We start from the raw sequence: 25,554 nt of genomic DNA on the forward strand, positions 1-25,554 counted from the left end.
GTCGCCAGCGGTTAGACTCTGCCGATGACGCAGGACATCGACTTCGACCGCTACGACCGCATCCGCCCGATCCGCTGGACCGGTGACGCCCTCGAGCTTCTCGACCAGCGCAAGCTGCCATTCGACGTGGAATACGCGCGCTGCGAGGACAGCGACGCGGTCGCGGAGGCGATCCGGCTGCTGATCGTGCGCGGCGCTCCGGCGATCGGCATTTCCGCCGCATGGGGCGTCGTGCTCGCGGCGCGGCAGGTCGATGCGGCGGACGGACGGCAGGCGCTGGAGCGGCTCGAACCGGCGATGCAGCGCCTGAATGCGGCTCGCCCGACCGCGGTCAATCTGGCCTGGGCGCTGGCTCGGATGCGCCGTGTGCTGCTCGCGGCCGGCGCCGACTGGCGCGAGGTGATCGCGCGCGAGGCGCAGGCGATCGCCGAGGAGGACCTGGCCGCCAACCGGCGGATGGGCGCGATGGGCGCGGCGCTGATCGGCGAGGGCAGCGGGGTGATGACCCACTGCAACACCGGCTCGCTCGCGACCGCCGGTTTCGGCACCGCGCTGGGCGTGATCCGCGCCGGCGTCGCCGGGGGACGGATCGCCAAGGTCTATGCCGGTGAGACCCGGCCGTGGCTGCAGGGAGCGCGGCTGACCTCGTGGGAACTGCAGCAGGACGGCATCGCGCCGACCCTGGTCGCCGACGCCGCCGCCGCGCACCTGATGAAGAGCGGCGCGGTGCAGTGGGTGATCGTCGGCGCCGACCGCATCTGCGCCAACGGCGATACCGCCAACAAGATCGGTACCTATCAGCTGGCGATCGCGGCCCGTCACCATGGCGCGAAGTTCATGGTCGTGGCGCCGTCCTCGACCGTCGACATGGATACCCCGTCGGGCGACTCGATCGAGATCGAGGAGCGCGATCCGGGCGAGATGTTCGCAATCGGCGGCGTGCGCACCGCGGCGCCGGAGATCGCCGCCTGGAACCCGGTGTTCGACGTGACGCCGCACGAACTGATCGATGCGATCGTCACCGAGAAGGGCGTGATCGAGCGTCCCGACGCGGCGGCGATGCGGGCGGCGTTCGGGAGCTGAATCCGCAGCGTGCCGGCGACTCGCCGCGCTGCGTCGCATTGGCGTGCCAAGTCCTTGTTTCTGCCGGTAAATCAGCCGTCGCGGATGCTGCGGCGGGGGGCTCCGTTGTGCTAAGATTTCCCGTCTTTTTGGTGGCGCCGTGCGCGTCGCCCCGGATGGTGCCGTACCGGCCCGTCCGTGGGCGTCGGCGGGCGCCGGATCCACCGCCCAACACGGAACCCTGATGGCCGAACTCGCCAAGGAAATCATCCCGGTCAACCTCGAAGACGAGATGCGTCGCAGCTACCTGGATTACGCGATGAGCGTGATCGTGGGACGCGCGCTCCCCGACGCCCGGGACGGACTCAAGCCGGTGCACCGCCGCGTGCTGTACGCGATGAACGAGCTCGGCGCTCACAGCAACAAGCCCTACTACAAGTCGGCGCGCGTGGTCGGCGACGTGATCGGTAAGTATCACCCGCACGGCGACAGCGCGGTCTACGACACCCTGGTGCGCATGGCGCAGCCGTTCTCGCTGCGCTACATGCTGATCGACGGACAGGGCAACTTCGGCTCGATCGACGGCGACAACGCCGCTGCGATGCGTTACACCGAGGCGCGGATGTCGCGGCTCAGCCACGAACTGCTGGCCGACATCGACAAGGAGACCGTCGACTTCCAGCCCAACTACGACGAGAAGGAACTCGAGCCATCGGTACTGCCGACCCGGGTGCCGAACCTGCTGGTCAACGGCTCGGCCGGCATCGCGGTCGGGATGGCGACCAACATCCCGCCGCACAACATGTCGGAGGTGGTCGATGCGACCATCGCCCTGATCGACGACCCGTCGATCGACATCGACGGACTGATGGAGTACATCCCGGGTCCCGACTTCCCGACCGCGGGCATCATCAACGGCACTGCCGGGATCATGGCCGCGTACCGCTCCGGCCGCGGCCGGGTGCGCATGCGCGCGCGCGCCGAGATCGAAGTCAACGACAGCACCGGCCGCGAGGCCATCGTCGTCACCGAGATCCCGTACCAGGTCAACAAGGCGCGGCTGATCGAGAAGATCGCCGAGCTGGTCAAGGAAAAGCGCCTCGAGGGCATCTCGGAGCTGCGCGACGAGTCCGACAAGGACGGCATGCGCATCTACATCGAGGTCAAGCGCGGCGAGTCGGCCGAGGTGGTGCTGAACAACCTCTACCAGCAGACCCAGATGGAGTCGGTGTTCGGCATCAACATGGTCGCCATCGTCGACGGCCGGCCGCAGCTGCTGAATCTGAAGGACATGCTCGAGGTGTTCGTGCGCCACCGCCGCGAGGTGGTGACCCGCCGCACCATCTTCGAGCTGCGCAAAGCCCGCCAGCGCGCCCACATCCTGGAAGGCCTGACGGTCGCGCTCGCCAACATCGACGAGATGATCGAGCTGATCAAGACCTCGGAGAACCCGCAGGTCGCGAAGGAGCGGATGCTCGGGCGCACCTGGCAACCGGGCCTGGTCGGCAGCCTGCTGGCCGCCGCCGGCGCCGAGGCCTCGCGTCCCGAGGACCTGCCCAAGGGGGTCGGCCTGGTCGACGGCGCCTATCAACTGACCGAGACCCAGGCCCAGCAGATCCTCGAGATGCGCCTGCACCGCCTGACCGGCCTGGAGCAGGAAAAGCTGACCGAGGAGTACAAGCTGTTGCTGGAGACCATCCGCGGCCTGATCGAGATCCTCGAGGATCCTGAAGTGCTGATGGAGGTCATCCGCACCGAGCTGCGCAACGTCAAGGAGGAGTTCGGCGACGCCCGCCGCAGCGAGATCCGGCAGAGCGAGGAGGACCTCGACATCCTCGACCTGATCGCGCCCGAGGACGTGGTCGTGACCTTGTCGCACGCCGGTTACGCGAAGCGCCAGCCGGTCACCACCTACCGCGCCCAGAAGCGCGGCGGCCGCGGTCGCAGCGCGGCGGCGACCAAGGAAGAGGATTTCATCGACCAGCTGTGGCTGGTCAACACCCACGACACCCTGCTGACCTTCACCAGCGCGGGCCGGGTGTTCTGGCTGCCGGTGCACCAGCTGCCCGATGCCGGCCCGAACGCACGCGGGCGCCCGATCGTCAACTGGATCCCGCTGGAGGAAGGCGAGCGCGTACAGGCGGTGCTCCCGGTGCGCGAGTACGACGAGGGGCGCTACGTGTTCTTCGCGACGCGCAAGGGCACGGTCAAGAAGACGCCGCTGACCGAGTACGCGTTCCGCCTGCAGAAGGGCAAGATCGCGATCAATCTGGACGAGGGCGACGCCCTGGTCGGGGTCGAGCTGACCGATGGCGGCCGCGAGGTGATGCTGTTCGCCAGCAACGGCAAGGCGGTGCGCTTTGCCGAATCGGAGGTTCGCTCGATGGGCCGTACCGCTACCGGCGTACGCGGCATGAAGCTGGCCGACGGCGAGGTCGTCGTCAGCCTGATCGTGATCGACGGCGACGGCGACATCCTGACCGCGAGCGAACGCGGCTATGGCAAGCGCACCCCGGTCGACGAATACCCGTGCAAGGGCCGCGGCATCCAGGGCGTGATCGCGCTGAAGACCACCGAGCGCAACGGCAAGCTGGTCGGCGCGGTGCAGCTGAGCGAGCAGCACGACGTGCTGCTGATCTCCGATGGTGGCACCCTGGTGCGCACCCGTGCGGCCGAGATCTCCCAGGTCAGCCGCAACACCCAGGGCGTGACCCTGATGAGGCTGGCGGCGGACGAGTCGCTGCAGGCGGTGGAGCGCCTGGACGCGTCGCTGGAGGTGGATGACGAGTCCGAGGACGGTGCGGCCTCCCTCGTGGAGACCGTTCCTGGAGCCGACGCGAGCGGCCCCGAGCCGGTCGATCCAGCAGGCTGACCGCCGGCGCGACCGCCCACGGTGGCGGTCGCGTTCCGGCCGATTCCGCAACGCCGCCTCCGGGCGGCGTTTTTCTTTCACCGTCCACCGTCGATGACGTGCGAACCGCCGTTCCGCTCGAACTCTCCATCGCGGCGGCGGGGTCTATACTCACCCCACGTCATGGAAGCCGCAGCCGAGGGGAGTTCGACGATGGGGATCAATCGCCTGCACAGTTCCGGGGCCGGCCCGGGCCGGAGCGGTATCCGCCGGGCCGCATCGTTGTCGCTGGCGCTGTTGTTGATGCTGCTGTTCGCGACCGCATGCCAACGCGACCAGGACGGCCAGCTGCCGGCGACCAGCGGAGAGAAGATCCAGGCAGAGAAGACGGCCGTGCAGGCCGGATTCGCGCTGGCCTCGGCCTATCCCGACCATCACGACGAGCAGCTGGCGATCGCGCTGGAGTTCACCCAGCCGCTGGTCGGCTCGCAGGACTTCGATGAGCTGATCGCGGTCGCCAACGACAAGGGCGCGGTGGTGTCCGGCAGCTGGGTGCTCGGCGACGACGGCAAGGTGCTGCGTTTTCCGCACGTGGAGGCGGGCAAGGACTACAAGGTCACGATCAGGGCCGGCCTGACCGCCGCGGCCGGCGACCGGCTCGACGGGGAAGTGGTCAAGACCGTGCATACCGGTCCGCTGGCCCCGGTGGTCGGCTTCGCCTCGCAGGGCAGCGTGCTGCCGGCGCGCGACAGCCGCGGCCTGCCGGTGGTTTCGGTCAACGTGCCCGAGGTCGACGTCGAGTTCCTGCGCGTGCGCGAGAAGTCGCTGCCGAAGTTCTTCAGCGAGTACCAGCGCGGCGGACGCCGCGGTTCCTGGGAGCTGGATGCCGACTATGGCGACAACACCCCGCTGGGCGAGCTGGCCGAGTCGGTCTACGTCAACCGCTTCGTGCTCGGCGGCAAGCCCAACGAGCGCGTGCTGACCTACCTGCCGCTGCAGGACATCAAGGAGCTGCAGGAGCCGGGCCTGTACTTCGCGGTGATGAAGCGCGTCGGCCGCTACAGCGACCAGTACGAGACCGCGTTCTTCACCGTCAGCGATCTCGGCCTGCATGCGCGTGCGTACAAGGACAAGCTGTTCGTGCACACCGCGTCGCTGGCCAACGGCGCACCTGTCAGCGGCACCGGGCTGCGCATCCTCGATGCCAAGGGCGAGCCGGTGCTCAAGGGCGAAACCGACCGCCACGGCAACGCGATGCTCGAGTACCGCCTCGACGCCGGACACGTGCTGGTCGCCGAGCGCGGCGGCGACGTGTCGATGCTGCCGTTCAACCAGCCGGCGCTCGACCTGTCGGAGTTCGCGGTGTCCGGCCGGGAACAGGCGTGGTTCGACGTGTTCGCCTGGTCCGGCCGCGATCTCTACCGTCCCGGCGAGACGGTCCGCGTCTCGGCCCTGCTGCGCGACCAGGACGGCCGGCCGCTGAAGGGCGGTGATGCGGGTGGCACCGGCGGGGCGAAGCAGCCGCTGTACGTACGCTACGTGCAACCCGACGGCAAGATCCTGATCGAGACCGCGCTGGCCCCGGACCCGCAGGGGTATGTCCGCCACGAACAGGCGATCCCGGCCGACGCGGCGACCGGTCGCTGGAAGGTCGAGTTCCGCAGCGACCCGGCCAGCAAGGAGGCGGTGCAGGGCATGACCCTGCGGATCGAGGAGTTCCTCCCCGAGCGGATGAAGCTCGACCTCGACAGCCCGCAGGACGTGCTCAGGCCCGGCGAGCCTTTCAAGCTCGAGGCGACCGGCGCCTATCTGTACGGCGCGGCGGCGGCCGGCAACCGCTTCACCGCCAAGCTCGCCGTCGCGGTCGACCAGCATCCGATCGAAGGCCTGCCGGGCTGGTTCTTCGGCGATCCGACCGTGCAGCTGCCGCGCGAGGCGAAGGAGGTCGTCGACGCCAAGCTGGCCGACGACGGTACGTTCGCGCAGGACATCGCGCTACCGGCCGAGGCCAAACCCACCACGCCGATCGCGGCGATCGTCTCGGGCAGCCTGTTCGAGACCGGCGGGCGCAGCGTCAATCGCAGCCTGAAGCGGGTGCTCTGGCCGGCCGACGCACTGGTCGGCGTGCGCCCGCTGTTCGACGACAAGGAGGGCACCGACGCCAACGCCAATGCCGGCTTCGAACTCGGCCGCTTCGGCGTCGACGGCAAGCCGCGCCCGGTCAAGGGGCTGCGCGTGACCCTGGTCCGCGAACACCGCGACTACCACTGGAACTACGACGACGAGGACGGCTGGGACTACGACTTCACCCGCCGATTCGAGGACATCGAGACGCGCGAGGTCGAGGCCGGTGCGACGCCGCTGAAGCTGCATTTCCCGGTCGAGTGGGGCGACTACCGGATCGACGTGTTCGACCCGGCCACCCAGCTGACCACGCGTTATCCGTTCACCGCGGGCTGGAGCTGGAACGACGACAACCGGGGCCTGGACGCGCGCCCCGACAAGGTCAAGCTGTCGCTGGACAAGACCGGCTACCGCGCCGGCGACACCCTGAGGGTGACCCTGACCCCGCCGCACGAAGGACGCGGGCTGGTGATGGTCGAAAGCGACCGGATGCTGTTCGTGAAGGGCGTGGAGGTGAAGTCCGGCAGCACCGTCGAGGTCCCGGTGACCGAGGATTGGGAGCGCCACGACGTCTACGTGACCGCGCTGGTGTTCCGCGGCGGCAGCGCGCCGAGCAAGGTAACCCCGGCGCGCGCGGTCGGCGTCGCCCACGTGCCGATGGACCGCAAGGACCGCAAGGTCGCGGTCGGCCTGGTCGCGCCGGAGCTCATGCGTCCGGAGCGGGACATGCCGGTGACCGTCAGCGTGCCGCAACTGGCCGGCAAGGATGCCTGGGTCACCGTGTCCGCGGTCGACGTCGGCATCCTCAACATCACCCGCTTCCCGGTGCCGGACGCGGCCGCGCACTTCTTCGCCCAGCGCCGGCTCGGGGTCGACGCCTACGATGTCTACGGCCGGGTGATCGAGAGCTTCGACGGCAGCCTGGCGCGCATCCGCTTCGGCGGCGACATGGCGCTGCAGCCGCTCGCACAGGCACGCCGTCCGACCGCGCGGGTGCAGACCGTCGACCTGTTCGCAGGCCCGGTCAAGCTCGACGGCAAGGGCAATGCGCGCATCGCGCTGCCGGTGCCGGACTTCAACGGCACGCTGCGGGTGTCCGCGCTGGTCTATGCGGGTGGGCACTACGGCAGCCACGACCGCGAGACCATCGTGCGCGCACCGGTCCTCGCCGAGGCCAGCCTGCCCCGGGTGCTGGCGCCGGGCGATCGCAGCAAGCTCACCCTCGACGTGCAGAACTTCACCGGAAAGCCGGGCACGTTCAAGGTGCGCGTCGACGGCATCGGTCCGGTCTCGGTCGCCGATGGCGGCCGCAGCGTCGAGCTGAAGGTCGATGGCAAGACCACGCTCGACTTCCCGCTGACCGCGCGCGAAGGCTACGACGTCGCCCGGGTCCGCGTCCGCGTCGAGGGCAACGGCTACAAGGTCGACCGCAGCTACGACCTGCCCGTGCGCCCGGCGTGGCCGTCGGTGCTGCGTGCGCGTACCCGGGTGCTCGACGAGCTGGCCGCGATCCAGCTCGACCCGGCGCTGGCCGAGGGGCTGATGCCCGGTTCGGTGACCGCGCGGCTGTCGGTCAGTGCGCTGCCGCCGATTCCGTTCGCCAGCGCGCTCGAAGGCGCGCTCAAGTATCCGTACGGCTGCGCCGAGCAGACCACCAGCAAGGGATACGCCGCGCTTGAACTCGACGACGGGACCGCGCGGATGCTCGGCATCGAGGGTCTCGACGCGACCAAGCGCCGCAACCGGATGGAGGGTGCGTTCGCACGCCTGGCCGGCATGCAGATCAGCTCGGGCCATTTCTCGATGTGGGGCGACGGCGACTACGTCAACCCGATCATCACGCCCTACATCGTCGAGTTCCTGCTCGACGCGCGCGACGCCGGTTTCGCGGTGCCCGACGCGATGCTGCAGAAGGCGCTGAAGGTGCTCAGCGAGGACCTGCTGTCGGGTGGCCCGCCGTTCTTCGGCTACGATCGCCGCGAACACCTGAAGTTCGCCTACAAGGCCTACGCCGGCTATGCGCTTGCGCGGGTCAACCGCGCGCCGCTGGGCACGCTGCGGGCGATGTACGACAACGACCGCGACAAGAGCCTGACCGGATTGCCGCTGGTCCACCTCGGGCTGGCGCTGAGCCTGCAGGGCGACAAGGCCCGCGGTGCCAGGGCGGTTGCAGCGGGCTTCGACCGCGATTCGGCCGCCCGACCGTCATACCTGGGCGATTACGGCAGCCGCCTGCGCGACGACGCGCTGATGATCGCGCTGGTGCACGAGCACGACCTCGCCCGGCCCGAGTATGACGCGCGCGCGGTCGACCTGGGCCGCGAGCTCGACGCCCGCCGCAACCGCGGCTGGTTGTGGCTGAGCACGCAGGAACAGGTGGCGCTGGCCCGCCTCGGCAAGGCGTTGATGGCCGACCAGGGCAATCGCGTTTCCGGCGAATGGCGGGTCGGCGAGGAGACCGCCACTGCCGCGGCCGCCCGCTACATCGGTCGCGACTTCGACCACACGCGGCTGATGTCCGGGATCCGCTTCACGCCGGAGGGCAAGACCCCGCTGTACGCCAATCTCGAGGTCGCCGGCGTGCCGCGCGACGCTCCGGCGGCCGACGAGTCGGTGATCAAGGTCACCCGGCGCTGGTACACCACCGAAGGCAAGCCGTGGAGCGGGGGCACGCTCGAGGAGGGCGACGTACTGATCGCCGCGGTCAGCATCGTCGCCGATCGCGACATGCCCGATGCACTGTTGACGGACCTGTTGCCGGCCGGCCTGGAGATCGAGAACTTCAACCTCGGCGATGCCAAGCAGTGGGCCGATGTCGTCGTCGACGGCATCACCCTCAGCGAACGCGAGGATGCCGCCGAGATCCGTTACGAGGAGTACCGCGACGACCGCTACGTGGCCGCGCTCAAGCTCGACCGCGGCGACACCGACAGGGTGTTCTACATGGTCCGGGCGGTGACGCCGGGCACGTACGCGGTGCCGCCGTCGCTGGTCGAGGACATGTACCGGCCCGACCTGCGCGGGATCGGTCGCGCGGCGCCGGCGACCGTGACCGTGGTGCCGCCGGGCGGCTGAACGCATCTCCGGCGTCCCTTTGCACCCGGAGGGGGCGCCGGCTCCGCCGTCCACGCAGGTTGAGGCGCGGAATCCGGCCGCACGGAGCGGGATCGCCTCCGGCTGCGCCGCCGGCGAGCCGCTTCGGATCTCCCGTGTCGTGACGCGGCCGGGAAGTGCAGAATCCCCAGACAATGTCCGCTACCGAGCCTTCCGCAAGCGTGCCCATCGGAGCACCGCCGCCTTCCCGTTGGCGCCGTCGTGGCCTCGCGGCCGCGCTGGCGGCATTGCTGACGGCAACGCTGGCGATGCTGCTCGACCTGGCGTTTCCGCTGCCGCTGCCGGATGCGCGCGACGCCGGGGCGGTGGTGGTGGCCGCCGATGGAACCCCGCTGCGCGCGTTCGCCGACCGCAACGGGATCTGGCGCTATCCGGTCGAGGTCGAAGACGTGTCGCCGCTCTACGTCGACGCCCTGCTCGACTACGAGGACCGCTGGTTCCGGCATCATCCCGGGATCAATCCGCTGTCGATGCTGCGCGCGACCGGGCAGTGGCTGCGGCACGGGCGGGTCGTCTCGGGCGGCTCGACCCTGACCATGCAGGTCGCGCGCATCCTCGACCCGCCGGCCGGTGGCAGCAGAACGCCCTGGGCCAAGCTCCGGCAGATGCTGCGGGCGCTGCAACTGGAAGCGCATTTCTCCAAGCGGCAGATCCTGACCCTCTACCTCAACCACGCGCCGTTCGGCGGCACCATCGAAGGCGTCGAGGCGGCCAGCTGGGCCTATCTGGGCAAGCCGTCGTCGCAGCTGTCGCATGCGGAGGCCGCGCTGCTGGCGGTATTGCCGCAGGCGCCGAGCCGGCTGCGGCCGGACCGCGAGCCCGAAGCCGCGCTTGCCGCGCGCGACAAGGTGCTCGAGCGGATGGCCACACTGGGACGCTGGAGCCCGGCCGTGGTCGATGACGCCCGGATCGAGACCGTGGTCTCGCGTTCGCTGGCGCCGCCGCGCCATGCCGCATTGCTGGCGCGGCGCCTGCGCGAGGCGCATCCGCAGGCGCGGCGTATCGCCTCGACTTTGGACATCGACCTCCAGCGGACCCTGGAGGCGCGCGTCGCCAGCTACTTCTCGGCCTTGCCGGAGCGCACCTCGGCCGCGCTGCTGGTGGTCGACAACGCGACGATGCAGGCCCGCGCCTATGTCGGTTCGGTCGAGTTCGCCGATGCCGAGCGGCTCGGCCACGTCGACATGGTGCGCGCGTGGCGTTCGCCCGGATCGACGCTGAAGCCCTTCCTGTACGGCCTGGCGATCGACGACGGCTTGATCCATTCCGAAAGCCTGCTGGTCGATGCGCCGCAGGCTTTCGGCGATTACCGTCCCGGCAATTTCGATGCCGCCTTCAACGGACCGGTCAGTGTCGCGACCGCGCTGCGGTTGTCGCTGAACGTGCCGGCGGTCGACGTGCTCGACCGGGTCGGCCCGGTGCGCTTTTCCGCGCGACTCGCCCATGCCGGCATCGAACTGCACTGGCCGCGTGGCGCCTCGCCGAACCTGTCGATGATCCTCGGCGGTACCGGAGCACGGCTGGAAGACCTGGTCGGTGCGTATGCCGCGCTCAACCGGGCCGGCCTGGCCGGTCGCGTCCGCTACACCGTCGACGATCCGCAGGCCGAACGGCGGTTGCTGTCGCCGGGGGCGGCCTGGATCGTGCGCGAGATCCTGGAGACCAATCCGCGGCCGGGCACCGCTGTGGACACCTTCGACTCGAGCCGGCGCGCCCGCGTGGCGTGGAAGACCGGCACCAGCTACGGGTTCCGCGACGCCTGGGCGCTGGGCTCGACCCGCAGCCACACGGTCGGGGTCTGGGTCGGGCGGCCCGATGGCACCCCGCTGCCCGGGCAGTACGGCGCGGTGACCGCCTTGCCGCTGCTGTTCGAGGTGATCAACACCCTGCCGCGCCAGCGCGGCGATGCGGCGGCGTCGCCGCCGCCGGCCGGGGTGGCCCAGGTCGGGGTCTGCTGGCCGCTGGGGCTGCCGCCGGACCCGGCCGCACCCGGGCTATGCCAGCAGGAGCGCAAGGCCTGGACGCTGCAGGGTGTGGTGCCGCCGACCTTCGCCGAACGCGGTGCGCGCCTGTGGAACGCCGGCGTGGTCAGCTTCGATGTCGATGCACACAGTGGTGCGCGGCTGTCGGCCGAGTGCGGTCGCCCGCATCAGCGCCGCCCGGTCCGGCTCGCCCGCTGGCCGGCACTGGCGTCGCCGTGGCTGACGCGTGCGCAACGCGATGCCTCGCGGTTGCCGCCGCTGGCGGCCGACTGCGTCGACGACGGACGCGAGGGTGGGGAGGCGTTGAGCATCGAAGGCATCAACGACCGCGCCACGCTCGCGGCCGCGCCAGGCGGCCGCCGTGGGCTGCGGCTGTTCGTGCGCGCGGTCGGCAGCGATGCGCGGATCCGCTGGCTGCTGGACGGTCGCCTGATCGGCGAATCGGAGGGCAGCGGCCGTTTCGAGCACGACTTCGGTGAACCCGGTACGCATACGCTGACCGCGCTGGCCGATACCGGCGCCTGGGCGAGCGTCGATTTCCGCGTGCTGCAGTAGGAGACCCTCGGCCACGGATCAACGCGGATGTACGCGGATAAACCTTGAATGGCTTTATCCGTATTTATCCGTGTGATCCGTGTGATCCGTGGCTGATATCCGGACCGCGTGTGCTTATGACAACTGCTCGAGCACGTGTTCCGCCGAGGACACCTTGAACTCGCCCGGCGCCTCGACCCAGAGCTGCTTGACAACGCCGTCCTCCGCGTACAGCGCGAAACGCTTGGCGCGCAAGCCCATCCCATAGGCGGTGGCGTCCAGCTGCAGGCCCAGCGCCTTGGTGAACTCGCCGTTGCCGTCGGCGAGCATGTGCAGCCCGGCCGGCACGTGCTGGGCCTGCGCCCAGGCCTGCATCACGAACGGGTCGTTGACCGACAGACAGGCGACGTCCACGTCCTTGGCGCGGAACGCGTCGAACTGCTCGACGAAGCCCGGCAGGTGACGTTCGGAGCAGGTCGGCGTGAACGCACCGGGGACCGCGAACAGCACCACCTTCCTGCCGGTGAACAGGGTGGCCGAGTCGACCGGTTCGATGCTGTCGCCGACCTGCTGCAGCAGGGCGTCGGGAAGGGGGTCGCCGATCTGGATGCTCATGCGGGATCTCCGTGGGGGAAGCGCGTAGTGTAGGCCTTCCGGCTTCAGCCAGAGAGGGGCGTCCATGCGTGGCGCATCGCCCGGAAGCGTCCGCGTGGCTTGAAATCGGCGCGCCGGCACCCATCTCGCCGACATGGCCGGGGCGGCTGCGCGCCGGTCCGGCCGCGTGCGAACCAACCTGAAACTGGAGTATCGACATGAACATCGTCCGTTACCGCCAGTGGCCCGGCCCTGGCGCTTTGCAGGAAGAGATCAAGCAGGTCTTCGACCGTTTCTTCGACAATGGCGACGCCGACGAATCGTCGGTGGTGACCAGCCAATGGGTGCCGCGCGTCGACGTCAAGGAAGAGGCCGACCGCTTCGTGCTGTACGCCGACCTTCCGGGGATCGACCCGGCGGACATCGAGGTGCAGATGGACAAGGGCATCCTGACCATCAAGGGCGAGCGCCGCAGCGAGAGCACCACCGAAACCGAGCGCTTCTCGCGGATCGAGCGCTACTATGGCAGCTTCCACCGCCGCTTCGCGCTGCCGGACAGCGCCGATCCCGACGGGATCGCCGCCAACGGGCGCAACGGCGTGCTGGAAATCGTGATTCCGAAGAAGCCCGAGACGACGCCCCGCCGCATCCAGGTCGGCAAGCCCGGCTGACCGCACGACGGCCGGGGGAGGTGGGCCCTCCTTCGGACACACTGCCAACCGCGGCCGGCGGCCATCCGCCGGCCGTTGTCCACGTCGCCCCGGTACGTCCGCCGTCGTTTCCTCCGTGACCAGGAGCCCCGGATGCAGTTCAAGGATTACTACGACACCCTCGGCGTCGAGCCAAGCGCCGGCGACGCCGAAATCAAGACCGCGTATCGCCGGCTGGCGCGCAAGTACCACCCCGACGTCAGCAAGGAGCCTGGCGCGGAAGAGAAGTTCAAGGCCGTCAACGAGGCCTACGAGGCGTTGCGGGACCCGGAAAAGCGCAAGGCCTACGACCAGTTGCGCGCACGCGGCTACCGGCCCGGCGACGAGGTGCAGCCGCCCCCCGGGGGGTTTGGCGGCGGCGGTTTCGACGGCGTCGATTTCGAGGAGATCTTCGCCGGTGGCGGTGCCGGCGGAGGGTTCAGCGATTTCTTCGAGAGCCTGTTCGGGCACGGACGCCGCGGCGGCGGTTTTGGCGGACCGGGGGCGGGACCACGCGGTCCGGCGCCGCGCGGCGATGTCCGGGCCAAGCTGGCGGTGCCGCTGGAGGCGGTCTACGACGGCGGCAGCGTGCGGATCTCGGTCAATGGCAAGACCCTCGACGTGCGCGTGCCGAAGGGCGTCCGCGAAGGGCAGGTCATCCGGCTGGCGGGGCAGGGCCGCGCCGATGGGCAGGGCGACCTGTTGCTGGAGATCGAGTACGCGGCGCACCCGCAGTTCGAGGTGGACGGACGCAACATCATCCACGTATTGCCGCTGGCGCCATGGGAGGCCGCGCTCGGCGCGACCCTGAGCGTGCCGACCCTGGGCGGGCCGGTCGAGGTCAAGGTGCCGGCGAACTCCGAGGCCGGCCGCAAGCTGCGCCTGCGCGGCCGCGGTCTGCCTGGGGTCGCGCCGGGCGACCAGATCGTCGAGCTGGAGGTGCTGGCGCCGCGCGCCGACAGCGATGCGCAGAAGAACGCCTATGCCGCATTGCGTGATGCCTTCGGCGACGGCTGGCGGCGGGCCTGAATCGGGCGCAGCCGGGACACCGTCGGGGATCGCCGCAGGAGCGGCGCAAGCTGCGACCAGGTGTCCCGCAATCGCGGCTTACGCCACTCCCGCGGGGTATGACGGTCGGTCGGCGGGGTTCATGCGCTCGCCGGCAGCAACTGCGCGATCACCTCGGCGAGGTCGCTTTCGGTGAAAGGCTTGGTGATGTAGGCCTTGGCGCCCTGGCGCATGCCCCAGACGCGATCGGTGTCCTGGTCCTTGGTGGTCACCAGGACTACCGGGATGTGCCGGGTGGCTTCGTCGCGGCAGATCGAGCGGGTCGCCTGGAAGCCGTTGAGGTTCGGCATCACCACGTCCATCAGCACGAGATCGGGCAGCTCGCGCTTCGCGGCGTCGACGCCGGCGGCGCCGTCCTCGGCGGTGATCGCATCATGGCCGAGCTTCTCGACGATGCGGCGGATGCCCATCAGCTGCGAAGGTGAGTCGTCGACGATCAGGATGCGCGCCATAGTGGTCCCCCGGGAACGTGAGCCCGATTGTAGCGGCGGGCGGTGACGCCGCAAGATCAGTCGCCGAACGCGACCAGCGTCCGGCCGAACGAGCCGCCGCCGAGCATGGTCCGGAACACTTCCGGCAGGCCGTCCAGGCCGACCTCGCGGGTACAGATCCGGTCCAGGTGGCGCGGCTTCCAGTCGCTGGCCAGATGCTGCCAGACGGTCTGGCGGATATCGCGGGCGGTTCCGGCCGAGGCCACCCCGAGCAGGGACACGCCGCGGATGATGAACGGCATCACGGTGGTGTCCAGCGCGTGCGATGCGGCCAGACCGGCGCTTGCGACGTTGCCGTAGGGTGCGGTCTGCGCGAGCAGGCTGGCCAGCATCGATCCGCCGACATTGTCGAGGCCGCCGCCGAAGCGCGCCGATTCCATCGGCCGTTTCGTGGCCAGCGCGTCGCGGCCCAGGACCTCGCTCGCGCCGATCGACTTCAGATAGCCGGCCTGGTCGGCCTTGCCGCTGATCGCATGAACCTCGTAGCCGGCGCGGCTGAAGATGTCCAGCGCCAGCGAACCGACGCCGCCGCTCGCGCCGGTGACCGCCAGCGGGCCCAGCTCGGGCGTCTGCCGGTTCTCGGTCATCCGCAGCAGCGCCAGCGCGGCGGTGAAACCCGCGGTACCGAGGATCATGCTCTCGCGCAGGCTCAGTCCGGACGGCAGCGGAATCGCCCACTTCGCCTCCAGGCGCGCGTACTGCGAGTAGCCGCCGTCGCGGGTTTCGCTGAGGCCGCAGCCGGTGACCAGCACCGCGTCGCCCTCGCGGAAGCCCGGATCGGTGGAGGCGACCACGTGGCCGGCCACATCGATGCCGCCGACCAGCGGGAAGCGGCGCAGGATCTTGCCTTCGCCGGTGCCGGCCAACGCGTCCTTGAAGTTGACCGACGAATACGCGGTCCTGATCACGAGCTCGCCGGGCGACAGGTCGTCCAGCGATACCTGCTCGATGCCGCTGCGATAGCCGTCGTCGTCGTCGTGGATCCGGAAGGCGTTGAAGGCGGTGGGGGCGCTCATTGCGGGTTCCTTGTCGCAGTCGGAGGAGAAGCCGGTCCGGTCAGGCTGCCCGGTCCGGCTGTCGGATCATCTCAGCGACCTGCGCCGCTTCTCGTCCATCCATTTGCTGGCCTGGGCCGGCGTGTAGTCGCGCATCCATGCCAGCATCGCAGGGATGTCCTCGCCGTGCCACAGGTCGGCGCGCTGGTCGGGGTGCAGGAAGCGCTCCTCGACCATGCGGTCGACCATCGCGATCAACGGCGAATAGAAGTCCTCCACGTCGAGGAACGCACAGGGCTTGTTGCCGATGCCGAGCTGGCGCCAGGTCAGCATCTCGAACATCTCGTCGAGGGTGCCGAAGCCGCCAGGCAGGGCGACGAAGCCGTCGGCGAGGTCGAACATGCGCGCCTTGCGCTCGTGCATCGAGCCGACCACTTCGAGCCGGGTCACGCCCCGGTGCGCGACTTCCCAGTTGACCAGTTGCTCGGGAATCACGCCGATGACCTCGCCACCGGCCTCCAGCACCGCGTCGGCGACCGTGCCCATCAGGCCGACATTGCCTCCGCCGTAGACCAGGGCCAGTCCTTCCTTCGCCAGTTGCGTGCCAAGCGCGATCGCGCGTTCGGTGTAGGTCTGACGCGAGCCGGCGTTGGAACCACAGTAGACGCAGACGCTTTTCATCGGTCAATGGTGAGCGGTAACGGGCAGGGAATAAAAGCCAAAAAGCGGAACGCCGTGCTTCCTCTGCTTTTGCCCCAGCCTCCAAGTTGGGACGGTTCGCGCCACAGGCGCGAAAGGGCGGGGATGGCGGCATGCACAAGCCCAAGGTCGCGAAGCAAACTTGGGGGGCGGTCCGCGCCATGGGCGCGGAATGGCGGTGTGATCCGGGGCCCAAGGTTCGCGCAGCGAACCTTGGGTTCACACAAGGCCAACGTCAGTTGGCCTTGTGGATCGCGCGCTTGTCGACCGCCATCGCGGCGTCGTGGATCGCCTCCGACAGCGTCGGGTGGGCGTGGCAGATCCGGGCGAGATCGTCGGCAGAGCCCTTGAACTCCATCGTCAGCACGCCCTCGTGGACCAGCTCGGAGACGCCGACGCCGACCAGGTGCATGCCGAGCACGCGGTCGGTTTCCGCATGCGCGATCACCTTGACGAAGCCGGCCGGCTCACCCATCGCGACCGCACGGCCGATCGCCGCGAACGGGAAGCTGCCGGCCTTGTACGGCACGCCCTCGTCCTTGAGCTGCTTCTCGGTCTTGCCGACCCAGGCGATCTCCGGTTCGGTATAGATCACCCACGGGATGGTGTCGAAATTGACGTGGCCGGGCAGGCCTGCGATCAGCTCGGCGACCGCGATGCCTTCCTCGAATCCCTTGTGCGCCAGCATCGGACCGCGCACGCAGTCGCCGACCGCCCAGACGCCGTCGACGCCGGTGTGGCAGTGCTCGTCGACCTGCACCATGCCGCGCTCGTCCAGCTTCACGCCGGTGTCGTCGGCCAGCAGGTTCTTCGTCGCGGCCCGGCGGCCCACGGCGACCAGCAGCTTGTCGACGACCAGGGTCTGCTCGCCCTTGGCGTCGGTGTAGGTCAGGTGGACTTCCTTTTTCTTGCCCTTGCTCTTGACCTCGGCCTTGCTGACCTTGGCACCGAGCTGGATGTCCAGGCCCTGCTTCTTGAACTCGCGGGCGGCGGTCTTGGCGACCTCGGCATCGGCGGCAGCGAGGAAGTCGGGCAGCGCTTCGAGGATCGTGACCTCGGCGCCGAGGCGTTTCCACACGCTGCCCAGTTCCAGGCCGATCACGCCGGCGCCGATCACGCCCAGGCGCTTGGGCACCTCTGTGAAGTCCAGCGCGCCGACGTTGTCGACGATGGTGTCGCCGTCGAACTTGGCGAACGGCAGCTCGATCGAGTCCGAGCCGGCGGCGATGATCACGTTGGTGCCCTTGAGCTCGACCTCCGAACCGTCGTGTTGCTTCACCTTGACGACGTTGCCCTTGTGCAGGGTGCCGAAGCCGTAGAACGGGGTGACCTTGTTCGCCTTGAACAGCATCGCGATGCCGCCGGTGAACTGCTTCACGATCTTGTCCTTGCGGCCGATCATCGCCTCGACGTCGATCTTCGCGTCCTTGAAGCTGATGCCGTGTTCGCCGAACAGGTGGCCCATGTTCCAGAACTGGCGCGAGGAATCGAGCAGCGCCTTCGACGGGATGCAGCCCACGCGCAGGCAGGTGCCGCCGAGGGCCGGCTTGCCGTCCTTGCCGAGCGCGGCGTCGATGCACGCCGTCTTCAGGCCGAGCTGGGCGGCGCGGATGGCGGCGTGGTAGCCGGCGGGGCCGGCGCCGATGACGACTACGTCGAAATTCTGCTGATCGCTCATTCTTCTGTCCTGGATTGTTTTCCCTTCTCCCGCAGGCGGGAAAAGGTGGCGCTGGGCGCCGGATGAGGGCGGGGCGGGCGACACGTCTTGTGTGGCACGGCCCTCACCTGACCCTCTCCCGCCAGCGGGAGAGGGAGGGAGAACGGAATCACATGCCCAGCAGCATGCGGTGCGGGTTCTCGAGCTGGTTCTTGATGTCGACGAGGAACAGCACCGCGTCCTTGCCGTCGATGATGCGGTGGTCGTAGCTCAGCGCGATGTACATCATCGGCGCGGCGACGACCTGGCCGTTCTCGACGATCGCGCGCTCCTTGATCGCATGCATGCCGAGGATCGCCGATTGCGGCGGGTTCACGATCGGGGTCGACATCAGCGAGCCGAAGGTGCCGCCGTTGGTGATGGTGAAGGTGCCGCCCTGCAGGTCCTCGAGCGCCAGCTTGCCGTCGCGCGCCTTGGTCGCGTAGTCGGCGATTCCCTTCTCGACGTCGGCGAAGGACATCCGCTCGACGTTGCGCAGGACCGGGGTGACCAGGCCCTTGTCGGTCGAGACCGCGATCGAGATGTCGGCGTAGCCGTGATAGATGATGTCGTCGCCGTCGACCGAGGCGTTGACGACCGGGTGACGGGCGAGGGCGTTGGCGGTGGCCTTGGCGAAGAAGCTCATGAAGCCGAGCTTGATGCCGTGTTCCTTCTGGAAGCTCTCGCCGAGCTCCTTGCGCATCGCCATGACCTTGCCCAGGTTGACCTCGTTGAACGAGGTCAGCATCGCGATCGATTCCTTGGACTGCATCAGGCGCTCGGCGATACGCTTGCGCATGCGGGTCATCGCGACGCGTTCTTCCGGACGCGCGCCGCCGGCCTGGCCGACGCCGCCGCTGCGGGCGTAGTTGAGCAGGTCTTCCTTGGTCACCGCACCGCGGCGGCCGGTGCCTTCGACGCTGGCCGGGTCGATGCCCTGGCTGACGGCGGTGAAACGGGCGCCCGGCGGCAGGTCGTCGGTCTTGCCGGCCGGCTTTGGCGCCTCGGCCTTCGCCGCCTCGGCCTTCGGCTGGACCGGCTTGGTGTCGGCGTCCTGCTTGGCGGCTTCCTTTTCGGCGCTGGCGCTCTGCGCCTTCGGCGCCTCGGCTGCCGCGCCTTCCTCGACGAGGCCGAGGATCTGCTCGCTGGTGACGGTGTCGCCCTCGTTGAACTTGATCTCCTTCAGCACCCCGTCGACCGGCGAGGGCACTTCGAGCACCACCTTGTCGGTCTCGAGGTCCACCAGGTTCTCGTCGCGCTTGACCGCGTCGCCGGGCTTCTTGTGCCAGGTCGCGATGGTGGCGTCGGAGACGGACTCGGGCAGTACCGGAACTTTGATCTCGGTGCTCATGGGGCGGGCATCCTGGATTGCTTGGAATGTGGGTCGGTGGGCGGAGGCGGGAGGCTATTCGGGGCTGGCGTCGCCCTGGAGCGGATTGACGAGCGCGTCGGCGACAAGCTGGGCCTGTTCGGCGACATGGTCCGCATAGTGACCCGCCGCCGGTGAAGGCGAGCGCAGGCGCCCGGCATAGTGCAGGGTCTGCTTGCCCTGCAGGCAGTGGATCAGATGGTGGCGGATCTGGTACCAGGCGCCCTGGTTCTGCGGTTCCTCCTGGCACCAGACCACGTCGGTGGCCTTGGAGAAGCGCTTGAGCTCGGCCGACAGCAGCGCCCGCGGGAATGGATACAACTGCTCGACTCGGACGATCGCCACGTCCTCCAGCTCGTCCTTCTGCGACTGTTCCAGCAGGTCGTAATAGACCTTTCCGCCGCAGACCACCACACGCTTGACCTTCTTCGGGTCGGCGGCGTTGTCCGGGATCAGGTGCTGGAACTCACCGTCGGCCAGTTCGTCGAGGGTCGAGACGGCGAGCTTGTGGCGCAGTAGCGACTTCGGCGTCATCACCACCAGCGGCTTGCGCGTGGTCATGCGCATCTGCCGGCGGATCATGTGATAGGCCTGCGCCGGGGTGGTCGGCGTACAGACGATCATGTTCTCCAGCGCGCACAGCTGCAGGAAACGCTCCAGCCGCGCGGAGCTGTGTTCGGGGCCCTGGCCCTCGTAGCCGTGCGGCAGGAACAGGGCCAGCCCGCACAGGCGGCCCCACTTGGCCTCGCCGGAGGCGATGAACTGGTCGATCACGACCTGGGCGCCGTTGGCGAAATCGCCGAACTGGGCTTCCCAGATGTCCAGCGTCATCGGGTCGGTGGTCGAGTAGCCGTATTCGAAGCCCATCACCGCTTCCTCGCTCAGCAGCGAATCGATGATGGTCACGTCCGACGGCGTGTCCACCAGCCGGCGCAGCGGCAGGATGTACTCGTCGGTGTTCTGCTCGTGCAGGATCGCGTGGCGGTGGAAGAACGTGCCGCGACCGCAGTCCTGGCCGACCAGGCGCAGCTTGTAGCCCTCGTCGAGCAGGGTCGCGTAGGCCAGGTTCTCGGCGAAGCCCCAGTCGCCTGGCTGGTCGCCGGCGGCCATCTTGCGGCGGTCGTCGTAGATCTTGGCCACGCGCGGGTGCAGCTTGACGGTGTCCGGTACCTCGTTGATCGTCTCGGCCAGCCTGCGCAGCTTGTCGCCGTCGAAGGAGGTGTCGACCGGGTCGCTGAGCTTGCCCTTGAGGAAGCTCGGCCAGTCGATGGTGAACTCGTCGGACTTGGTTTCGGCCAGCTCGGTGGTGACCTCGCCGGCGTCGAGACGGTCGCGGTTGGCGTCGACCAGAGCCTGCACCTCGTCGGCCGACAGCGTGCCCTCGTTGACCAGCCGCTCGGCGTAGATCGCGCGCGGGGTCGGGTGCTTGCGGATCTTCTGGTACATCAGCGGCTGGGTCGCCGCCGGCTCGTCGGCCTCGTTGTGGCCGTGGCGGCGGTAGCAGACCAGGTCGATCACCACGTCCTTGCCGAAGGTGTTGCGGAAGTCCAGCGCCAGCTCGGCGCAGAACACGACCGCTTCGGGATCGTCGCCGTTCACGTGCAGGATCGGCGCGCCGACCATCTTCGCCACGTCGGTGCAGTACAGCGTCGAGCGCGCGTCCTGGCGGTCGCTGGTGGTGAAGCCGACCTGGTTGTTGATCACGATGTGGACGGTACCGCCGACCGCGAAGCCGCGCGCCTGCGACATCTGGAACAGCTCCATCACCACGCCCTGGCCGGCGAACGCGGCATCGCCGTGCATCAGCACCGGCAGCACCTGCGCACGACCGGCTTCGCCGCGACGGACCTGGCGCGAGCGCACGCTGCCGGCGACCACCGGATCGACGATCTCCAGGTGCGAGGGATTGAACGCCAGCGCGAGGTGGACCGGCCCGCCCGGTGTCGCGATGTCGGCGGAGAAGCCCATGTGGTACTTCACGTCGCCGGTGTGGGCACGGTCGCCCTGCGGGTGCTCGAACTTGCCTTCGAACTCGTCGAACAGCTGCCGCGGCGGCTTGCCGAGCGTGTTGACCAGCACGTTGAGGCGGCCGCGATGGGCCATGCCGACGACCACGTCCTGCACGCCGTTGGAGCCGGCGCGGCGGATCAGGCTGTCCATCAGCGGGATCAGGCTGTCGCCGCCTTCCAGCGAGAAGCGCTTCTGGCCCACGTACTTCGTGCCGAGATAGCGCTCCAGGCCCTCGGCCGCGGTCAACCGCTCGAGGATCCGCTTGCTGTCGTCGCTGCTGCGGCTGAAACGGCCACCGGCCTTCTCCAGCCGCTCGTAGACCCAGCGGCGCTGCTCGGCGTCGGAGATGTGCATGAACTCGGCGCCGATCGGGCCGGTGTAGGTGGCCTTGAGCAGGTCGAGCAGCTCGCCCAGCTTCATCCGTTCCCTGCCGGCGACGCCGCCGGTGCTGAACTCGGAGGAGAAATCGCTCCTGCTCAGGCGGTGGAACGGCAGGTCGAGGTCCGGAGCCTCCGGCTTCTCGAGCATGCCGAGCGGATCGATGTCGGCCGCCAGGTGGCCGCGCGAACGGTAGGCGGTGATCAGGCGTCCCACCGAGCGTTCGCGCTCGTCGCCGCTGCCCGGCGCGCCGGCCTTGCCGACGTTGCGGGCGGCCATGGCGATGCTGTCGAGGACGGCCGAGTGCGGCAGATCGCCGGCTTCACGCCCCTTGAAGCCGTCGAAATAGGCTTTCCACTTGGGCCCGACGCTGTCGGGATCGACCAGATACTGCTCGTACAGGTCTTCGATGTAGGCGCCGTTGGCGCCCAGTTGCGACGACTGGGAGAACTGCTTCAGGAGGCTGTCCACGATGGCATCGGGAAACTCGAGGGGAAGGATCGGGCCGTTCGGGGCGCAAATCGCACCTTAACGGGGGCCAAGCGCAAAATTATAACGGCAGCAGGGGGGGCGGCGGCCACCACCAAAGTCGAAAACGGCGGGCAATGTGTGGTCGCGGGTCATCCGACGCTCAGGGAACCGCCGGGTCTGCCCGCGACGGTCGCGACGGATGGCGCGACTTCGGGCCGGGCAGGCGGGCGGTCGAGTCCGCGAAATCGGCTCCGGTCGCGAGCCGGTTCCGCGTTTCAGGATCCGGCATCCGGTCGGCGCTCCACTCAGATTCCCAGCGCGCGGAACTCGGTGCACGGGCGGGCGCGCTCCCAGACTTCCTGGAACGCGGCACGCAGCTGGCGGGCGCGGCCAGGCGAATCGAGCCGGGTCTCGCCTTCGAACCGGTGGCCCAGCGAGCGGTAGTACCAGCCCCCGCGATCGTTGACCGCGTAGGCGCCGGCGAAATCGCGGTCGACCGGCTCCTCGACCACGCGGAAGCCGATCGCCGACGGCAGGCGCTGCGACAGTGCGATCAAGGGCGCCTGCTCCCGCTGCGGCGACTGCGGGTCCTGCAACAGGATCCGCAGTTCGCCACCGGCGACCGCGAACCGGCGGAAGGCCGCCATCAGCTCGGGCCGGTCGAGCAGCCCCGGGTCGAGTTCCCGCGTGTACAGGCGCAGTTCGCGGCGGGCGGTGGCGACCAGCCCCAGCATCGCCGCCAACGCCGTCTCCCGGTCGGCAACCGGATTGGGACCGTCGATCACGCGGCGCATGGCCTGGTGCTGGATGCCGGCCTCCTCGAAGCGCGGCCCTTCGGGCAGGAAGCCATGACGCAGGTAGAACGCGATCGCGTCGGCCTGGGCGTGCAAGGACACCGCCCGCCAGTGGTGGGCCCGGGCGCGCTCGATCAGGGCCGCCAGCAGGGCGTCGCCGACCCCGCGACCGCGCCACTCGGACAGCACCGCCATCCGGCCGATCCGCCGCTCCGGGGTCAGCCGGCCGGTACCGATCGGCCGTCCCACGCCGTCGCGGGCGAGGACGTGATCGCACAGCGGGTCCAGTGCGTCGAGCTCGATCTCGGCCGGAACGCCCTGTTCGCGGACGAATACCGTCTCGCGGACCGCGCGCAGGTCGGGCAGGGCTGCCGCGTAGTCCACCGCCTCGACGGTGAAGGCGGCGCTGTCGTCCACCGCGCTCATGTCGCGCTCCCGCCGGCCGGTCCGTCGCCAGATGGACCGTCGGATGGCAGGTAGCTGGCGCCGTTGCCGCCGTCCTCGTCGTCGACGCGCAACTGGTAATGACCGGCGCGGAACAACTCGAACACGCAGTCACGCCCGGCCTGCGACAACGCGCGGTAGTCCTGGCCGTCCAGCGAGCGCTGGTTCGCGATCCGTGCCGCGTCGCGGGAGGACAGGGCATGGGCCTGGCCGTTGACGTAGAGGCGCGCACCACGGCGGGCCCGGCGCCAAGCCATCCGCGACCATGGATGGCGATCGAGCACCGCGCCCTGTTCGAGGTCCCATTCGACTTCGATCCGGGAGTACTCGGGGCCGCCGGCCATCACCTCGCCGGCGCTGCGGTAGAGGGTGATGAAGCGGCCGAACCAGTCACCGAGGCGTTCGGGGTCGTTCATCCGCAGCATGTTCAGTGCCTCGACCGCGCGGTTCATCGCCGCGGTGTCGATCTCGGCCGGGTCGGCGGGCGGGGCGAGATCGGGATCGCGGTAGCGCTGCGATTCGTCGGCATCGGCCGCCAGGGTGTCGACGAAATCGCCGAGCAGTTCGGCCGCCGAAGGCGCGCGCATGCCGACCGAGAACGTCAGGCAGGCGTCCTCGGCGACGCCGTGGTGCGGCACGCCCGGCGGCAGGTAGAGCATGTCGCCGGGACCGAGCACCCAGTCGTGGGTCGGGCTGAACTCGCGCAGCAGCTTCAGTTCGGTGTCGTTGCGGAAGTCCAGCGGCGGCTCGCCCCGGCCCAGGGCCGCGGAGGCATCGATCTGCCAGCGGCGGTGGCCCTGGGCCTGCAGCAGGAACACGTCGTACTGGTCGACATGGGCGCCGACCGAGCCGCCGGGCGCGGCGAACGAGACCATGATGTCGTCGATGCGCCAGCGCGGCAGGAAGTCGAAATGGTCGAGCAAAGAGGCGACGTCGGCATCCCATTTGTCGACGTCCTGGACCAGCAGGGTCCAGTCCTGGTGCGGCATGCCCGGGAACTCGTCCTCGCGGAACGGCCCGCTGCGCAGTTGCCAGCGGTCGCCGGCGCGGTCGTGGCTGACGATCCGCGAAAGCGCGAGCTCCTCGCAGGCCAGCCCGGCGAGATCCTCGGGCTGGATCGGGGAGACGAAATCCGGGAAGGCGTTGCGGATCAGCAGCGGCCGTTTCTGCCAGTAGTCGCGCAGGAAATCGACCGGCGCCATTCCCAGCGGCGGCAGGGCGCGGGCGTCGATTTCGAACGGCGGGGCAGCGGCAGTGCGGCGGGTCTCCGCGCGCGTGCGGGCGGTCTTGGGGCTGGGTCGGGCGGTCTTCCGGTTCATGGGACGATCTCGTCGTAGCCGCGGCCGAGGAACTGCAGGAGGCACCAGCCGTGGCCGAAGGGATCGGCTACGGTCACGATGCGGCCCCAGACCGCTTCGCGGATGTCGCCTTCCTGCCGTGCGCCGGCGGCCAGCGCACGGGCCAGCGCGGCGTCGAGGTCGTCGACGAGCACATCGCAGTGCAGCGGCATCCAGTGTCGCGAGTAGTCGCGCGGCGAATTTCCGGCGCCGATGGTGGCGGCGCCCTTACGCAGCAGGTACAGCGGAATCTCGGCACCGAGCAGTTCGAGCACGGCGTCGCCGAACCTGCGCGCCGGTTCCAGGCCGAACGCCTCGACGTAGAAGCGCTCGGCTTCATTCAGATCCGGCACATCGATGTTGAGCAGCAGCTTCATCGGGAGGTCCGGGGGCAATGGTCGCAGCCGCCCGGCCGATGCCGGACGAACCCCGGAGGAGCGGTCTCGCGGACGCGGGCGGGTATGGTCCGGCTCATGCGGGCTCAAGCGGCGTCTGCTGGTGTGAGAACAGCATCCAGCCGCCATCTCCGCGCAGGTAGACGCTGCCCACCAGCGCGCGGTAGGGCGTATCCAGGCCGGGGCGCTCGGCCTGCGCGCGATAGGCGAGCACGGCCAGTCCGGGCGCGGGCGAGCTCACGCTCACCTCGTCAAAGGCGAACCGGGTCCAAGGAGCGGCCCGGGCGACCGCGGCCAGCACCGCGCCCTTGTCCATCGGATGCGGCAGGTGGGGCAGCAGCATCACGCCGTCGTCGTGGAAACGCGCGCCGTAGTGGCCGGCATCGCCGGCGGCTTCCCAGAAGCCGCGCTCCATCGCCACAAGTTCGTCGAACAGGCTCTCGGCGTTCACGCCAGC

General features: G+C 69.3%; 17 protein-coding genes. 6 read left to right on the forward strand and 11 right to left on the reverse strand.

Annotation, left to right across the window (positions count from 1 at the left end):
• Positions 1-24: 24 nt before the first annotated feature.
• The 4 genes from mtnA to pbpC all read left to right on the forward strand — a co-directional run bounded on the left by mtnA (position 25) and on the right by pbpC (position 11,688).
• Positions 25-1,083 carry an S-methyl-5-thioribose-1-phosphate isomerase gene (gene mtnA, locus L3V18_RS00260; protein ID WP_237052624.1) on the forward strand — a complete coding sequence of 353 codons (1,059 nt, stop codon included), beginning with the start codon at positions 25-27 and terminating at the stop codon, positions 1,081-1,083.
• Positions 1,084-1,306: 223 nt separating this feature from the next.
• Positions 1,307-3,934, forward strand: coding sequence for a DNA gyrase subunit A (gene gyrA, locus L3V18_RS00265; protein WP_237052625.1), 2,628 nt, complete (start codon positions 1,307-1,309; stop codon positions 3,932-3,934).
• Positions 3,935-4,126: 192 nt separating this feature from the next.
• Complete coding sequence (locus L3V18_RS00270) at positions 4,127-9,112, forward strand: alpha-2-macroglobulin family protein (protein WP_425493440.1); 4,986 nt, start codon at positions 4,127-4,129, stop codon at positions 9,110-9,112.
• 173 nt (positions 9,113-9,285) lie between these two features.
• Positions 9,286-11,688 (forward strand): penicillin-binding protein 1C, encoded by a 2,403-nt coding sequence (gene pbpC, locus L3V18_RS00275; RefSeq protein WP_237052626.1) that lies wholly within the window; start codon positions 9,286-9,288, stop codon positions 11,686-11,688.
• A 114-nt stretch (positions 11,689-11,802) separates the two neighbouring features.
• Here the strand turns inward: pbpC and L3V18_RS00280 are convergent, their stop codons facing one another.
• The gene (locus tag L3V18_RS00280) at positions 11,803-12,282 is read right to left on the reverse strand and encodes a peroxiredoxin (protein ID WP_237052627.1); all 480 of its coding nucleotides are present in this window, start codon (positions 12,280-12,282) and stop codon (positions 11,803-11,805) included.
• A gap of 197 nt (positions 12,283-12,479) precedes the next feature.
• On the opposite strand from L3V18_RS00280, the gene L3V18_RS00285 reads away from it, so the two are divergent.
• Together L3V18_RS00285 and L3V18_RS00290 are read left to right on the forward strand one after the other, a co-directional pair.
• Positions 12,480-12,932 (forward strand): Hsp20/alpha crystallin family protein, encoded by a 453-nt coding sequence (locus L3V18_RS00285; RefSeq protein ID WP_237052628.1) that lies wholly within the window; start codon positions 12,480-12,482, stop codon positions 12,930-12,932.
• Positions 12,933-13,064: 132 nt separating this feature from the next.
• Entirely contained in the window at positions 13,065-13,979 is a 915-nt protein-coding gene (locus L3V18_RS00290) for a DnaJ C-terminal domain-containing protein (protein WP_237052629.1), read from the forward strand.
• A 119-nt stretch (positions 13,980-14,098) separates the two neighbouring features.
• Here L3V18_RS00290 and pilH read toward each other — a convergent pair whose 3' ends face one another.
• The 10 genes from pilH to L3V18_RS00340 form a co-directional block, all read right to left on the reverse strand.
• Positions 14,099-14,470 (reverse strand): twitching motility response regulator PilH, encoded by a 372-nt coding sequence (pilH, locus tag L3V18_RS00295; protein ID WP_237052630.1) that lies wholly within the window; start codon positions 14,468-14,470, stop codon positions 14,099-14,101.
• A 56-nt stretch (positions 14,471-14,526) separates the two neighbouring features.
• Entirely contained in the window at positions 14,527-15,525 is a 999-nt protein-coding gene (locus L3V18_RS00300; protein WP_237052631.1) for a YhdH/YhfP family quinone oxidoreductase, read from the reverse strand.
• Between the two features lie 66 nt (positions 15,526-15,591).
• On the reverse strand, positions 15,592-16,185 hold the full coding sequence (locus tag L3V18_RS00305; RefSeq protein WP_237052632.1) for an LOG family protein: 594 nt from the start codon (positions 16,183-16,185) through the stop codon (positions 15,592-15,594).
• Between the two features lie 253 nt (positions 16,186-16,438).
• Positions 16,439-17,881 carry a dihydrolipoyl dehydrogenase gene (gene lpdA, locus L3V18_RS00310; protein WP_237052633.1) on the reverse strand — a complete coding sequence of 481 codons (1,443 nt, stop codon included), beginning with the start codon at positions 17,879-17,881 and terminating at the stop codon, positions 16,439-16,441.
• 148 nt (positions 17,882-18,029) lie between these two features.
• Positions 18,030-19,250, reverse strand: coding sequence for a dihydrolipoyllysine-residue succinyltransferase (gene sucB / locus L3V18_RS00315; protein ID WP_237052634.1), 1,221 nt, complete (start codon positions 19,248-19,250; stop codon positions 18,030-18,032).
• 54 nt (positions 19,251-19,304) lie between these two features.
• Positions 19,305-22,127, reverse strand: a complete 2,823-nt coding sequence (locus tag L3V18_RS00320; RefSeq protein WP_237052635.1) for a 2-oxoglutarate dehydrogenase E1 component — start codon at positions 22,125-22,127, stop codon at positions 19,305-19,307.
• 305 nt (positions 22,128-22,432) lie between these two features.
• A complete protein-coding gene (locus L3V18_RS00325; RefSeq protein WP_237052636.1) occupies positions 22,433-23,347 on the reverse strand; it encodes a GNAT family N-acetyltransferase in 915 nt (304 codons plus the stop codon).
• Entirely contained in the window at positions 23,344-24,684 is a 1,341-nt protein-coding gene (locus L3V18_RS00330; protein WP_425493441.1) for a ribosomal protein uL16 3-hydroxylase, read from the reverse strand. Before L3V18_RS00330 ends, L3V18_RS00325 begins: the two co-directional genes overlap by 4 nt.
• A complete protein-coding gene (locus tag L3V18_RS00335) occupies positions 24,681-25,079 on the reverse strand; it encodes a VOC family protein (protein WP_237052637.1) in 399 nt (132 codons plus the stop codon). The genes L3V18_RS00330 and L3V18_RS00335 overlap by 4 nt, the downstream gene beginning before the upstream one ends.
• 94 nt (positions 25,080-25,173) lie before the next feature.
• Positions 25,174-25,548, reverse strand: a complete 375-nt coding sequence (locus L3V18_RS00340) for a nuclear transport factor 2 family protein (RefSeq protein WP_237052638.1) — start codon at positions 25,546-25,548, stop codon at positions 25,174-25,176.
• Positions 25,549-25,554: the final 6 nt, after the last annotated feature.

Source organism: Marilutibacter chinensis (assembly GCF_021725675.1).
Lineage (GTDB): Bacteria > Pseudomonadota > Gammaproteobacteria > Xanthomonadales > Xanthomonadaceae > Marilutibacter > Marilutibacter chinensis.

Bases quoted from the DNA above. Each gene is read 5' to 3' on its own strand.
- mtnA (WP_237052624.1), top strand. From the start codon at position 25: ATGACGCAGGACATCGACTTCGACCGCTACGACCGCATCCGCCCGATC.
- gyrA (WP_237052625.1), top strand. From the start codon at position 1,307: ATGGCCGAACTCGCCAAGGAAATCATCCCGGTCAACCTCGAAGACGAG.
- L3V18_RS00270 (WP_425493440.1), top strand. From the start codon at position 4,127: ATGGGGATCAATCGCCTGCACAGTTCCGGGGCCGGCCCGGGCCGGAGC.
- pbpC (WP_237052626.1), top strand. From the start codon at position 9,286: ATGTCCGCTACCGAGCCTTCCGCAAGCGTGCCCATCGGAGCACCGCCG.
- L3V18_RS00280 (WP_237052627.1), bottom strand. From the start codon at position 12,282: ATGAGCATCCAGATCGGCGACCCCCTTCCCGACGCCCTGCTGCAGCAG.
- L3V18_RS00285 (WP_237052628.1), top strand. From the start codon at position 12,480: ATGAACATCGTCCGTTACCGCCAGTGGCCCGGCCCTGGCGCTTTGCAG.
- L3V18_RS00290 (WP_237052629.1), top strand. From the start codon at position 13,065: ATGCAGTTCAAGGATTACTACGACACCCTCGGCGTCGAGCCAAGCGCC.
- pilH (WP_237052630.1), bottom strand. From the start codon at position 14,470: ATGGCGCGCATCCTGATCGTCGACGACTCACCTTCGCAGCTGATGGGC.
- L3V18_RS00300 (WP_237052631.1), bottom strand. From the start codon at position 15,525: ATGAGCGCCCCCACCGCCTTCAACGCCTTCCGGATCCACGACGACGAC.
- L3V18_RS00305 (WP_237052632.1), bottom strand. From the start codon at position 16,185: ATGAAAAGCGTCTGCGTCTACTGTGGTTCCAACGCCGGCTCGCGTCAG.
- lpdA (WP_237052633.1), bottom strand. From the start codon at position 17,881: ATGAGCGATCAGCAGAATTTCGACGTAGTCGTCATCGGCGCCGGCCCC.
- sucB (WP_237052634.1), bottom strand. From the start codon at position 19,250: ATGAGCACCGAGATCAAAGTTCCGGTACTGCCCGAGTCCGTCTCCGAC.
- L3V18_RS00325 (WP_237052636.1), bottom strand. From the start codon at position 23,347: ATGAGCGCGGTGGACGACAGCGCCGCCTTCACCGTCGAGGCGGTGGAC.
- L3V18_RS00330 (WP_425493441.1), bottom strand. From the start codon at position 24,684: ATGAACCGGAAGACCGCCCGACCCAGCCCCAAGACCGCCCGCACGCGC.
- L3V18_RS00335 (WP_237052637.1), bottom strand. From the start codon at position 25,079: ATGAAGCTGCTGCTCAACATCGATGTGCCGGATCTGAATGAAGCCGAG.